Source organism: Bradyrhizobium sp. YR681 (assembly GCF_000282615.1).
Classification (GTDB): Bacteria; Pseudomonadota; Alphaproteobacteria; order Rhizobiales; family Xanthobacteraceae; genus Bradyrhizobium.
In genome coordinates, this window is record NZ_AKIY01000113.1 from 1 (window position 1) to 12,717 (window position 12,717).

General features: G+C 64.7%; 10 protein-coding genes. 6 read left to right on the top strand and 4 right to left on the bottom strand.

Going from position 1 to position 12,717, the window contains the following annotated elements:
* The coding region (locus PMI42_RS11290; protein ID WP_008133786.1) for a hypothetical protein at nucleotides 1-195 on the bottom strand (195 nt) is incomplete at its 3' end.
* A gap of 702 nt (nucleotides 196-897) precedes the next feature.
* Between PMI42_RS11290 and PMI42_RS11295 the strand changes: the two genes are divergently transcribed.
* The 6 genes from PMI42_RS11295 (at nucleotide 898) to PMI42_RS11320 (ending at nucleotide 9,463) form a co-directional block, all read left to right on the top strand.
* Entirely contained in the window at nucleotides 898-2,196 is a 1,299-nt protein-coding gene (locus PMI42_RS11295; RefSeq protein ID WP_008133788.1) for an N-acetylmuramoyl-L-alanine amidase, read from the top strand.
* 247 nt (nucleotides 2,197-2,443) lie between these two features.
* Nucleotides 2,444-4,954, top strand: a complete 2,511-nt coding sequence (locus PMI42_RS11300) for a penicillin-binding protein 1A (RefSeq protein ID WP_008133790.1) — start codon at nucleotides 2,444-2,446, stop codon at nucleotides 4,952-4,954.
* A 108-nt stretch (nucleotides 4,955-5,062) separates the two neighbouring features.
* Nucleotides 5,063-6,194 (top strand): peptide chain release factor 2 gene (gene prfB / locus PMI42_RS11305; RefSeq protein ID WP_157195737.1). Its coding sequence is split into 2 segments (ribosomal slippage): nucleotides 5,063-5,131 and nucleotides 5,133-6,194, totalling 1,131 coding nucleotides; the frame shifts between segments, so codons are not numbered across the junction.
* The gene (locus PMI42_RS11310; protein ID WP_008133795.1) at nucleotides 6,194-7,075 is read left to right on the top strand and encodes an NAD(P)-dependent oxidoreductase; all 882 of its coding nucleotides are present in this window, start codon (nucleotides 6,194-6,196) and stop codon (nucleotides 7,073-7,075) included. The genes prfB and PMI42_RS11310 overlap by 1 nt, the downstream gene beginning before the upstream one ends.
* Before the next feature lie 131 nt (nucleotides 7,076-7,206).
* On the top strand, nucleotides 7,207-8,118 hold the full coding sequence (locus PMI42_RS11315) for a DMT family transporter (protein WP_008133797.1): 912 nt from the start codon (nucleotides 7,207-7,209) through the stop codon (nucleotides 8,116-8,118).
* Between the two features lie 109 nt (nucleotides 8,119-8,227).
* Nucleotides 8,228-9,463 carry an ABC transporter substrate-binding protein gene (locus PMI42_RS11320; protein ID WP_008133799.1) on the top strand — a complete coding sequence of 412 codons (1,236 nt, stop codon included), beginning with the start codon at nucleotides 8,228-8,230 and terminating at the stop codon, nucleotides 9,461-9,463.
* Here the strand turns inward: PMI42_RS11320 and PMI42_RS11325 are convergent, their stop codons facing one another.
* From PMI42_RS11325 to PMI42_RS11335, 3 genes are all read right to left on the bottom strand, one after another.
* A complete protein-coding gene (locus PMI42_RS11325; RefSeq protein WP_050994361.1) occupies nucleotides 9,464-10,744 on the bottom strand; it encodes an O-antigen ligase family protein in 1,281 nt (426 codons plus the stop codon).
* A gap of 12 nt (nucleotides 10,745-10,756) precedes the next feature.
* Nucleotides 10,757-12,136 carry a glycosyltransferase family 4 protein gene (locus PMI42_RS11330; RefSeq protein WP_008133801.1) on the bottom strand — a complete coding sequence of 460 codons (1,380 nt, stop codon included), beginning with the start codon at nucleotides 12,134-12,136 and terminating at the stop codon, nucleotides 10,757-10,759.
* On the bottom strand, nucleotides 12,133-12,717 hold a 585-nt coding region (locus tag PMI42_RS11335), incomplete at its 5' end, for an ABC transporter ATP-binding protein (protein WP_008133802.1). The genes PMI42_RS11330 and PMI42_RS11335, both read right to left, overlap by 4 nt.

Here is a 12,717-nt window from a genome sequence, read left to right on the forward strand (position 1 = left end):
GCGGTTGCCGCCATATTCGACGAAGGCGGCCTGGAGCGAGGGTTCGACCCTCGTGACCTTGGCGAGGTAGATATTCCCGCGCAGTTGCTTGCGTTGCGCGGTCTCGAAATCAAACTCTTCGACGCGATTGCCGCGGACCACGACAACCCGGGTCTCCTCCGGGTGGGTGGCATCGATCAACATCTTGTTGGGCATGTCTTAACTCTTGGCGGCGGCGGGCGCGATTCACCGTGGGCGCGTATCGCGCCGCCGGGTGACGCGACGGTCCACCTGATTCGGGGGTGAGGGGAAGGCCGAAACGCCGTCTCTCGCGCCTTGCCGAACCGGAAGCTTCAGGACCATGGCGGCGCGCGGGATTATCACTCCGCAGCGTCGCGAATGGTCCTTCAGAATTCGTCGGCACAGTCTGGCGCATCAAGCGTCGGCCCGTATGAAACATTGGGCGGCGGGGCCGCCCCTCAATCAGTTGCTGTTGGCCAGGCATGGCGCGAGCGCGCTCGCCTTGGGATTACGAACCGCTCCCCTGGGATTAAGGGACCGGGCAAAAGGTTACGCCGCTGTCAGAACAGTCCCGGACACGTTGCGGTAACCGGGGACCGTCCGCCGCCAGTACTTGCCCCGTTCCACCTCGCTGCCGCGCACCGCGCTGGTCTTAGAGGGGAACGGAAAACGCTGGAATTCCCAAACCTTGGGAGTTCCGGCGCTGCACCGGGAGGCTGAATGCGACACAACCGGAAATATCGGCCGTCAGCACTCCGTACATACGTGGAATGGACCATCCGTGCAAGGAGCGTCGCACGGCGGTCACAGTCGCCGAGTTTCGCGCGCCTGTCATTAAGGATCGATTAACCCTGTGGTTCTATTGCGTTAAAAAAGCTGCTCGGAGGCACGGAATCGGTGGCGAGCCGCACACATCAAAGGGTCTTGCTGGGATGCGCGCTGCTATGCGTCGCGGCACTGCCGTGTGCTGATTCCTCGCGCCTGAAGGCCGCGGAAAGTCAGCCGCAACCCTCTGTTGCAGTAGCGAATTTTCCAATTGCCTCCGCCGCCCGGCTGGCGGGCGATGGCAAGCAGACCCGCTTCATTCTGGACCTCGATCAAACCATCACTTTCCGTGCCGTCACCCTGGCCGAGCCATATCGCGTGGTGGTCGACGTCCCCCAGCTTAATTTTCGGCTGCCCGCAGGGACAGGTGGCGGCGGACGGGGACTGGTCAAAGCCTTCCGCTACGGGCTGGTCATGCCTGGCGGCTCCCGAATCGTGTTCGACCTGACGGGTCCCGCCAAGATCGCCAATTCCTACGTGCTGGAGGCGGCCAACGGCCAGCCGGCCCGGCTGGTGCTCGAGCTGGAGGAGGTCGATCGCGCGGCTTTCGCGCCGACGCTGGCTCAGGAAAATCGTCCCGAATTGCGGCCCGCGATCGCCGAGGCGCCGCCCGCGACGGTTCCGGCGGCCGCAGCTGCGGATTCCGGGCCACAGAAAGCTGACGGCCGCCCGGTGGTCGTGATCGATCCCGGCCATGGCGGCATCGACAACGGCACGCAATCGAGCGGGGAGAGCGAGAAGAACCTGGTGCTGGCCTTTGGCCGGGCGTTGCGCGACCGGCTGGAAAAGGCCGGCAAATACCGCGTGGTGATGACGCGGGACGACGACACCTTCATCCCGCTCAACGACAGGACCAAGATCGCGCGCAACCTCAAGGCCGCGCTGTTTGTTTCGATTCATGCCGATGCGCTGCCGAAGGCCGAGGGCGACGCGCAGGGCGCCACCATCTATACGCTGTCCGACAAGGCCTCCGACGCCGAGGCCCAGCGCCTGGCGGACGCCGAAAACCGCGCGGACGCGATCGCCGGCTTCAATCTGGCGGAGGAGCCGACAGACGTCGCCGACATCCTGATCGACCTGACACAGCGGGAAACCCGCACGTTTTCAAATCGTTTTGCGCATTTGCTGATGGGCGAAATGAAGTCGACCGTGCGGATGCACAAGCACCCCCTGAAATCGGCCGGTTTCCGGGTGCTGAAGGCGCCTGATGTGCCATCGGTGCTGGTCGAGATCGGCTATGTCTCCAACAAGGGCGACCTCGAGCATCTGGTTTCGGAAGGCTGGCGGTCCAAGGCGGTGGGCTCGATGGCGCAGGCGATCGACGGGTTCCTGGCCAAACGGCTGGCGACGACCGCCGGTTCGTCAAATTGAAGAAGGGTTTTTCCATCCCGCCGCAAAAGCCCTAGTTTGGCCACAGCGGGCGATTTATAAAAACGCCGCAGGGGGTTCCGGAATCGGAGAGAATCCCGCTCGGCGAGCGTCGTTAGGCCCGGCCTTGATGTGATTGCGTAGGCCGGTGAGTTCGTGACGTGAGGTTGGCGCCAGTTTGAGGTGCCAGTGCTTGGGTCCGATGGGGCTGATACTGGGCTGATCCAGAGTTTGAACGGATAAACACATAATGCGCTTGCTGGTGCGGTTCATGGGCTTCCTGTTCGCCGCGGGAACAGTGGTGTTCCTTGTCGGTGTCGGGGCCATAGCAGGCCTGATCTGGCATTTCTCCAAGGACTTGCCTGATTACTCTCAGCTTCAGGATTACGAGCCGCCGGTGATGACCCGCGTGCACGCGGTCGACGGCTCGCTGCTCGGCGAATACGCCAAGGAGCGGCGGCTTTATTTGCCGATCCAGGCAGTGCCCAAGCTCGTGATCAACGCGTTCCTCGCGGCCGAGGACAAGAATTTCTACGAACATGGCGGCATCGACTACACCGGCATGGCGCGTGCCGGCGTGGTCTACATCCAGAACTACGGCTCCAACCGCCGTCCGCAGGGCGCCTCCACGATCACCCAGCAGGTCGCCAAGAACTTCCTTCTGACCAACGAGGTCTCCTTCGCCCGCAAGATCAAGGAAGCCTTGCTGGCGATGCGGATCGAGAAGACCTACTCGAAGGACAAGATCCTCGAGCTGTACCTGAACGAGATCTATCTGGGCCTCGGCGCCTACGGCATCGCGGCCGCCTCGCTGGTCTATTTCGACAAGTCGGTGAACGAGCTGACGGTGGCGGAAGCGTCCTATCTGGCCGCGCTGCCGAAGATGCCCGCGACGCTGCATCCGGTCCGCAACCGCGACCGCGCCATCGAGCGTCGCAACTACGTCATCGACCGTCTGCTGGAGAACGGCTGGATCAAGCAGGCCGACGCCGACAAGGCCCGCAAGGAGCCGCTGGCCGTCACCAACCGTTCGGGCGGCGCCCACACCTTCGCCGGCGAGTATTTCGCCGAGGAAGTCCGCCGCGACATCTTCGAGCGCTACGGCGAGAAGAAGCTCTACGAAGGCGGTCTCTCCGTCCGCACCACGCTCGATCCGAAGATCCAGGTCATGGCGCGCAAGGCCATGGTCGCCGGCCTCGTGAATTATGACGAGCAGCAAGGCTACCGCGGCGCCATGAGCAAGCTCGATATTTCGGGCGATTGGGGCGTCAAGCTCGCCGAGATCAAGTCGCTCTCCGACATCTCGCCGTGGCGCATGGCGGTGGTGCTGGAGACCAGCGACCAGTCCGCACGCATCGGCTTCCAGCCGAGTCGCGAACTTGGCGGCGCCATCAGCAAGCAGCGTGAGACCGGCCTCATCACGGCTGACGGTGTGCGCTGGGCGAGGGCGGCCCAGGGCAACGCCAAGGGCAAGACCCCGACATCTGTCTCGCAGGTGCTGCAGCCTGGCGACGTGATCTATGCCGATCCGCTCTACTCCAAGGAAGGACAGCCGGTCGAAGGCCAGTACCGTCTGCGCCAGATTCCCGAAGTGTCCGGCGCGATGGTGGCGATGGATCCCTGGACCGGGCGCGTGCTCGCGATGGTCGGTGGCTTCTCGTTCGACCAGAGCCAGTTCAACCGCGCCACGCAGGCCTACCGGCAGCCGGGCTCGTCGTTCAAGCCGATCGTCTATTCGGCCGCGCTCGACAACGGCTACACGCCGTCGACCGTGGTGCTGGACGCGCCGATCGAAATCGACCAGGGCCAGGGCGCCGGCGTGTGGCGGCCGGAAAACTTCTCCTCGGGCAAGTTCCAGGGACCGGTAACGCTGCGCAATGCGCTGCGGCAGTCGCTCAACACCGTGACGGTGCGCCTCGCGCAGGACATCGGCATGCCCTTGATCGGCGAATATGCCCGCCGCTTCGGCGTCTATGACGAGCTGCCGAACTATCTGTCCTACGCGCTCGGCGCCGGCGAGACGACGGCGATGCGCATGGTGACGGCCTATTCGATGCTCGCCAATGGCGGCCGCCGCGTGAAGCCGACCCTGATCGACCGTATCCAGGACCGCTACGGCCGCACCATCTTCAAGCACGACCAGCGCGAATGCCGCGGCTGCGATGCGCCCGGCGGCTGGAAGAACCAGGCCGAGCCGCAGCTGATCGACCGTCGCGAGCAGGTGCTGGATTCCATGACCGCCTACCAGATCACCGAGCTGATGGAAGGCGTCGTGCAGGCCGGTACCGCGACGGTGGTCAAGGAGGTCGGCAAGCCGATCGCCGGCAAGACCGGCACCACCAACGAGGCCAAGGACGCCTGGTTCGTCGGCTTCTCGCCCGACGTCGCCGTCGCCATCTATATGGGCTACGACAAGCCGCGCGCGCTCGGCAAAGGCAACGCTGCGACCGGCGGCCATCTGGCTGCGCCGATCGCGCGCGATTTCCTCAAGCTCGCGCTCGCCGACAAGCCCGCGGTTCCGTTCAAGGTGCCGGCCGGCATCAAGCTGGTCCGCGTCGTCGCCAAGACCGGCATGCGCGCCGGCCCCGGCGAGACCGGCGGAACCATCCTGGAGGCCTTCAAGCCGGGCACGGCGCCGCCGGACAATTACTCGGTCATCGGCGTCGCCGATGCCGACGGGCGCGGCGGCGTGCCGGCGTCGCAGCAGCAACAGCCGGATTCCGGCTTCTTCATGCGGCCGGGCACCGGCGGGCTGTACTAGCGTATAAGACGGACGATCGCGGTTCGGGCGGTTGCGCTTTGCAGCCGCCGCCGCTACATCCGCAATCTCCATTACACGCGGAGCAATTCCGCGAGATCAGAGAACGACATGCGCGCCGAAATCGAACGGTTGGTAGAAGAGATCAAGCAGTCAGTCGGGCTGCTGAGGAGGCATCTTTGACGTCGAGAAATCGACGGCGCGCCTCGCTGAGCTGAACAAGCTCGCAGAAGATCCCAACCTCTGGAACGATCCCCAGAAGGCCCAGAAGCTGATGCAGGAGCGCACCTCGCTTGAGGATTCGCTGTCCGGCATCGGCAAGGTCGAGCAGGAGCTCGAGGACGACATCGGCATGATCGAGCTCGGCGAGGCCGAGGGCGATGCCGGCGTCGTGGCGGAAGCCGAAGCCGCGCTGAAGACCCTGAAGAAGGAGGTCGCCCGGCGCGAGCTCGAGGCGCTGCTCTCGGGCGAAGCCGATCGCTTCGATTCCTATCTCGAAGTCCATGCCGGCGCCGGCGGCACCGAGAGCCAGGACTGGGCGCAGATGCTGTTGCGCATGTACACGCGCTGGGCCGAGACGCACGGCTTCAAGGTCGAATTCCTCGAAGAGTCCGAGGGTGAAGAGGCCGGCATCAAGTCGGCGACCATCCAGGTCTCCGGCCACAACGCCTATGGCTGGCTGAAGACGGAGGCTGGCGTGCACAGGCTGGTGCGCATCTCGCCGTTTGATTCCAACGCGCGGCGGCACACCTCGTTCTCGAGCGTGCAGGTGTTTCCGGTCATCGACGACAGCATCAAGATCGACATCAAGGAAGCCGACGTCCGCGTCGACACGATGCGCTCGGGCGGCGCCGGCGGTCAGCACGTCAACAAGACCGAATCCGCGGTGCGCCTGACGCATATTCCGACAGGCGTGGCCGTGGTCTGTCAGGCCGGCCGCTCCCAGCACAAGAACCGGGCGCAGGCCTGGGACATGCTGCGCGCGCGTCTCTACGAGATCGAGCTGAAGAAGCGCGAGGAGAAAGCCGCCGCCGACCAGGCCGCCAAGACCGATATCGGCTGGGGCCACCAGATCCGCTCCTACGTGCTGCAGCCCTACCAGATGGTGAAGGACCTGCGCACGGGCGTGCAGACCTCCGACACCTCGGGCGTGCTCAACGGCGAGCTCGACGACTTCATGGCCGCGACGCTGGCGCAGCGCGCCTTCGGCACCCCCGGCGCCGACATCGAGGACGTCGACTGATGTCCCGCGTCGCCTTCATCGGGCTTGGACGGATGGGCCATGGCATGGCCGGCCGTTATCTCGATGCCGGCTTCACGGTGACGCTGTGGAATCGCAGCAAGGCCAAGGCCGAAGATCTGATCGCGCGCGGCGCCCATTGGGCGACCTCGCCCGAGGACGCCGCGATCGATGCCGACGCGGTCGTGACCATGGTCGCCGACGACGAAGCCTCCCGTGCCGTCTGGCTCGGGCCGCAAGGTGCGGCCAAGACGGCGAAATCAGGCACGATCGCGATCGAATGCTCCACCGTCTCTTATGACCACGCCCGCGAGATGGGCCGCGAGCTCAACGCGCGCGGGCTGATCTATATCGACTGTCCCGTGACGGGATTGCCGGATGCGGCAGCCGCGGGAAAGCTGACACTGCTCGCTGGCGCAGATAGCGCCGACCTCGAACGCGCGCGGCCTTATCTGGTGCCGATCGGCTCGACCATCCGCCATTTCGGCGCTGTCGGCTCCGGCACCGTCTACAAGCTCATCAACAACCTGATGGGCGCGATCCAGATCGCCGGCCTCGCCGAGGGCCTCGCGATCGCCGAGCAGGCCGGGCTCGACATGAACCTGGTGCTGGAATCGATCCAGGCCGGCGTTGCCGCAAGCCCGCAGGTGCAGCGCCACTCCAGGCGCATGGTCGCCCGCGACTTCAGCGGCGCCACATTTACGGCGGCGCTGCGGCACAAGGATGCCGCTTATGCCCTGAAGCTCGCCGAAAGCCTGCTGGCGGACAAGCCGCTGGTCGCGCGCGCCGCGGTCGAGTCCTACGCGCAGGCGAAGGCCGCGATGCCGGATGACGATGAAGGCAGGATGATCGAGCTGGTGTCGCGGCCGAAGAAGCCGTCCTAGCTGCACGGCCAGTTGCGCTGAGACCGCGCATTCATCGGCGCTGCCGCGATTTGTATCGTCATGTCGGAAATCGGGTGGCTCAGCCCCTAGCATCAGTCTAGGCGGCAGACTCGATTGCCGAGGTGAAACCCATGCCCCCGAACGACAACCGGATCGACGCGCGAGACTGGTCGCTGCTCGCTGTGCTTTCGGTGCTCTGGGGCGGATCGTTCTTCTTCAACGGAGCGGCATTGCGGGAATTGCCGCCGCTGACGCTGGTCTTCCTGCGCGTCGCGCTCGGGGCGGCGATGCTTCTGCCATTGCTCCGGATGCAGGGGATCGGCCTCCCCAAGGGCATGGCGGGCTGGAAGCCGTTCGTCGCGATCGGATTGCTCAACAACGTCATTCCGTTTTCACTGATCGTGATCGGCCAGACCTTCATTCCGAGCGGACTGGCGTCGATCCTCAATGCGACCACGCCGCTGTTCACGGTGATGGTGATGGCGGCGGCGGGCGAACAAGCCCTGCAGATGCGGCGTGTGGCCGGCGTGGCGCTGGGGCTTCTCGGCGTGATCGTTCTGCGAGGGTGGGGTGCCGAGACGCGGACCGGGCAGGGGCTCGGCATCCTGCTCTGTCTCGGTGGTGCATTCAGCTATGGCTTTGCAGCACTCGCTGCGCGGCGGCTGTTGAAGGACTCCGCCCCGCTGGGGACAGCGACGTTTCAACTGATGGCGTCCACGGTGATGATGGCGGTCGTCGCCGGTGTGGTGGAGCGGCCATGGCATCTGCCGATCCCGGGTCCTGCGACCTGGTTTGCCGTGCTTGGCCTCGCCGGATTGTCGACGGCGCTCGCTTACATCGTCTTCTTTCAGATCATCCGGCGCTCGGGTGCGACCAACGTGATGCTGGTGACGTTGCTCATTCCCGTCACCGCCATCCTGCTGGGATGGCTGGTGCTGGGTGAGCCGATCTCCATGCGCGAGATCGTGGGCGCCGTCGTCATCGGCAGCGCGCTGCTCGTGATCGACGGGCGCGTCCTGAATCTGCTGCGGTGCGGCGCGTAAGTTCCGGAGCTGTCGTTTCACCGCGCGGAAAATCGAAGCGCTTGCCAGCCGCACACCGCCTTGCGACACTCTCGGCAAAACAAGACTACAAAATACAGGGGAGAGAACGATGCCGGGTCGTCGCAACAACCTTGCTGCCCTCGCCATGCTTGCTGCCGGAATGCTCGTCACCGCACCGGCCCTCGCGCAGAAGAAATACGACCCCGGCGCCAGCGATACCGACATCAAGATCGGCAACATCATGCCCTATAGCGGGCCTGCCTCGTCCTATGGCGTGATCGGCAAGACCGAGGCCGCCTTCTTCAAGATGATCAACGACCAGGGCGGCATCAACGGGCGCAAGGTCAACTTCATCAGCTATGACGATGCCTATTCGCCGCCGAAAGCGATCGAGCAGGCGCGCAAGCTGGTCGAGAGCGACGAGGTGCTGCTGATCTTCCAGCCGCTCGGCACGCCCTCGAACTCGGCGATCATGAAGTACATGAATGCGAAGAAGGTGCCGCAGCTCTTCGTCGCCTCCGGCGGCACCAAATTTGGTGACCCCAAGAATTTCCCCTGGACCATGGGTTTTCAGCCGAACTACCAGAGCGAGGGGCGGATCTACGCAAAGTACATTCGCGACAATTTTCCGAACGGCAAGATCGCGGTGCTCTGGCAGAACGACGACGCCGGCAAGGACCAGTTCAAGGGCCTGAAGGACGGGCTCGGCGACAAGGCCAACATGATCATCGCCGACAAGTCCTACGAGGTCAGCGACCCCTCGATCGATTCGCAGATCGTGGCCTTGCATGATTCCGGCGCGGACATCTTCTTCTCATGGGCCGCGCCGAAAGGCTCGGCGCAGGCAATCCGGAAGGTCGGCGAGCTCGGCTGGAAGCCGAAATTCTTCCTCGCGAACACCGCGACTTCGGTCGCCTCGGTGCTCAAGCCCGCCGGGCTCGACTATTCCAGGGACATCATCTCGACCGTCTATCTGAAGGATCCGACCGACCCGACCTGGGACAAGGACCCGGCGGTGGTGAAATGGCGCGAATTCATGGACAAATATTACCCTGATGGCGACAAGGCCAACGCCAACAACGTCTATGGCTACGTGCAGGCCGAGGCGATGGCGCAGGTGTTGAAGCAGTGTGGCGACAATCTCACGCGCGACAACGTCATGAAGCAGGCCGCGAATCTGAAGGATTTTCACACCGACCTGATGCTGCCGGGCATCATGGTCAACACCTCACCGGACGATTACTTCCCGATCGAGCAGATGCAGCTGATGCGCTTCAATGGGCAGGCCTGGGAGCTGTTCGGCGACGTCATCACCGGTGAGGTCGGCCACGAGCGCGGCCAGTAGTCAGGACTGGGTGCCAGCTTTGGCCCTCAGCGCCATGCCGCCGGCGACACCGACGCCGAGCGCATACATCCAGCCTTCGTGGAAATCGAACAGATGCGAGTTGAGCAGCGAGCTCGCGATGTTCTGCACGATGACCACGAGGCCGATCCAGGCGGCAAGGCCTTCGCCGGTGAACAGGCGAAGCTGCGCGATCCACATCGCGTAGAGCAGGATGACGCCGAAGAGGCCCCATTGCACCGCGACGTTGAGGGTCTGGTTGTGCGGGTTGCTGACGATCTCCGCATCGAGGCTGCTGCCGCCGGTGGCGGCGCGCTCGAATTGCCGCTTGATCGAGCCGGTGCCATGGCCGATCAGCGGGGCCTCACCAAAGGCGTGAAGCGACTTGCGCCAATAGGTCAGGCGCTGGGCGGTCGAAGCACGGCTGATGTCCTCATGGCCGTGGCGGTATTCGACGGCGATGTCGGTGATGCGCTGGCGCAGATAGGGCGACGCCGTCCAGGCCAGCGCGCTCGCGGCGACCGTGCCCGCGAGCAGGACCAGCGTCGCCCGCCGGCCGAGATGTTTCCAGGCGAACAACGCCAGCAGGATCGGGATGCAGAGCAGGGCCGTGCGGCTCGAGGCGACGAACACCATGCTGGTGGCGAACAGCAGGATCAATGCCAGGCACGCAACTGCCGCAATCGCGCGTCCGCTGCGCCAGAAGGTGAGCGCAGGCAGGGCGAGCGCAAGGGCGCAGAGCGTGAATTCCTGGCTCTGGTCGATGTAGTTCTTGACGGGAACGCCGGCCGACGCCGTCGCGGCGATCTTCCAGGCGGGATTGAGCAGCACGATCCAGGAGAAGACGGCAAGCAGCGCGCAGGAGGCCAGAAAGGCAAAGCAAACCCAGATACCGCGCTCCGACCGGCTGAAATGATGGAGCAGCGGCGGAATCAGCACGAGCTTTGCGACCGGCTTGATCGCATGCAGCCGGTTGGCCCAATCGCCGTCCGACCACAGCGTGCCGAGGAGGGCGAGCAGCAGGAGAGCGAACGGCAGGGCGAACGCGGGCCGCATCAGCTCGCGCGCGTAGCCGCGCCAGTCGATGGTTGGCGTCACCGCGAGCAGCCAGAGCCCGCCGAAGATCGAAGGCGCCGTGGTCGACCAGGGCAGCGACGCTGCGATCAGGACGACGAGCGCGTCCGCCGCCCCGATCAGCGCGGCCGAATTGCTCAAGCTCGGCCATCGGCTGCGCAGCACCTGCCAACCGGATGGAGCGGACCACGCCGCGGGTTCAGCAATCATGAGGAATGACATCTATCGCGCTGCGACCAGCCGTTCCCTGGGCATCTCGCGCCCAAGGAAGTCGCGGGCCTGGGTTTCGTAACCGAAGCGATCGGCAAGCTCGTGGCGCCGCGCGCGGATCTTGCCGCGCCATTCCTCCTGCCGCGTCAGCACGCGGATGATGGAAGCTGCGATCGCCTCGGTCGAGAACGGATCGAAATAGTCGGCGAGCTCGCCCGCGACCTCGCGGAAGACAGCGATATCGGAGCACAGCACCGGTGTATTCGCCGCCAGCGCCTCGATGATCGGCACGCCAAAGCCTTCGGCGAAGCTCGGCATGATCAGGCCGTGCGCCTCCGCGATCAGGGCTGCCTTCTCATGCTCGTCGATATAGCCGGCGAAGCGGACGTTCGGCGGCGGATTGCGCATCCGGCTGGTCTCGCCGGCATGGCCGATCACGACGAGATCGGCCTGCGGCACGCCGCGGAAGGCGCGGATGACGGTGGCGACGTTCTTGCGCGGCTCGTTGGAGACGATGACGACGAAGCTCGGCCGCCCCGGACGCCCCGACGGGGCTGGGAGGTGCAGGACATCCGGGGCGTCGAACCGGGTGCGGGGATACACGACCCGCGCCGGCAGGTGCGCAAATTGCGGCAACAGTTCCCTGAACCGCATCATGCTATAGTTTGAAACGAAGGCGAGCTCATCGGCCTGACGCAGGCTGGTGCGGATCCGCGCCAGGAACTGCCGCGTGGCGATGTCGCTGAGCTTGAGGTCGGTGAGCGGCAACAGATCGTGGACGACGCAGATCACCTTGGCGTTCGGCTTGCGCCTGATCGCGACGCGTGTCGGGGTGTCCACGACGATGACGTCATAGTCGCGCGCGTCGATCCGTGGCGGCGGCAGCAGGAAGAAAGCGGAGGAGTCCTGATAGTTGAAGAAGCCGGGCTCGAGCTGGAAATCGCTGAACAGTTCGAGATGGCGCATATCCGGCGGAATGTATTCGAGTGCGGCAATCCGGTTCTCGATCAGCCGGGTGCGCAGACCCAGCAGGCCGATCGCGCGCAGGAGACAGAGGATATTGTCCCGCGACAGCAACATGGCGGCCTTGTTGCGGAGCCAGTCCAGCCTGCGACGCGAGCCGCTGAGCATCACCGGGCCGCTGACGTTGACTTCGTCGAGGAAGCGATAGAGAGCGAGCAGCTCGATGTTGTTTGACTTCGCCGGAAACAGCTTCGTGCGTCGCTCGCGCCGCCGTAGCTTGCGGTAGCGCTTCGAGGTCTCCACCAGCAGCGTGAGCGCGTGACCTTCCGACGCGAGCGAACGTGCCAATTCACGGGTGAAGTGGAAGATGCCGCGTTTGTGATTAGGTTGTCCGAGCGACTCCGAGACGACCAGGATGTTCTGTTTCATGCACGTTTCTCGCGGAGCTCGAAGGCGTGGGGGGCCGGTGGCTCGACCGTGACGGTCGAGGCGATGCGGCCGTGATCGAGATTGATGATGGTGGAGCAGGTGCGGCGCAGCAGTGGCTGGTCGTGCGAGGCGATGATCACGATCGCCGCCTGCGACACGAGGTTCAAGAGCCGCTCCTGGGCCTTCGCCGCAAAGTGCTCGTCGACCACGCTGAGCCATTCGTCGAGCAGGAGGATGTCGGCCGGAAAGGCGGTGGCGGTCGCAAACAGCACCCGCATCAGCATGCCCGAGGAGAACATCCGCAGCGGCAGCCGCTGCATGCGGGTCTCGAGCTCGGTAAAGGCCCAGATCTCGTCGATCACGCTGCGGGTCGGCTTGCGGCCGCTGATCCGCAGCAGCAGCGCGATGTTGTCCTCCGCCACGAAGTCGAGGTTTACGCCGGCGTTGAGGCCGAGCAGGGGCACGACGTTGCCCTGGATCGAGATGCTGCCGCTGCTCGGCGGATAGACGCCGGCGATCAGCCGCAGCAATGTCGACTTGCCGGAGCCGTTAGGACCGGCAAGGCCAATGCGGCTGGCGGC

Coding starts and splice junctions, on each gene's coding strand:
- PMI42_RS11315 (WP_008133797.1), top strand. CDS start 7,207: ATGCCCCCGAACGACAACCGGATCGACGCGCGAGACTGGTCGCTGCTC.
- PMI42_RS11330 (WP_008133801.1), bottom strand. CDS start 12,136: ATGAAACAGAACATCCTGGTCGTCTCGGAGTCGCTCGGACAACCTAAT.
- PMI42_RS11310 (WP_008133795.1), top strand. CDS start 6,194: ATGTCCCGCGTCGCCTTCATCGGGCTTGGACGGATGGGCCATGGCATG.
- PMI42_RS11320 (WP_008133799.1), top strand. CDS start 8,228: ATGCCGGGTCGTCGCAACAACCTTGCTGCCCTCGCCATGCTTGCTGCC.
- PMI42_RS11325 (WP_050994361.1), bottom strand. CDS start 10,744: ATGATTGCTGAACCCGCGGCGTGGTCCGCTCCATCCGGTTGGCAGGTG.
- PMI42_RS11300 (WP_008133790.1), top strand. CDS start 2,444: ATGCGCTTGCTGGTGCGGTTCATGGGCTTCCTGTTCGCCGCGGGAACA.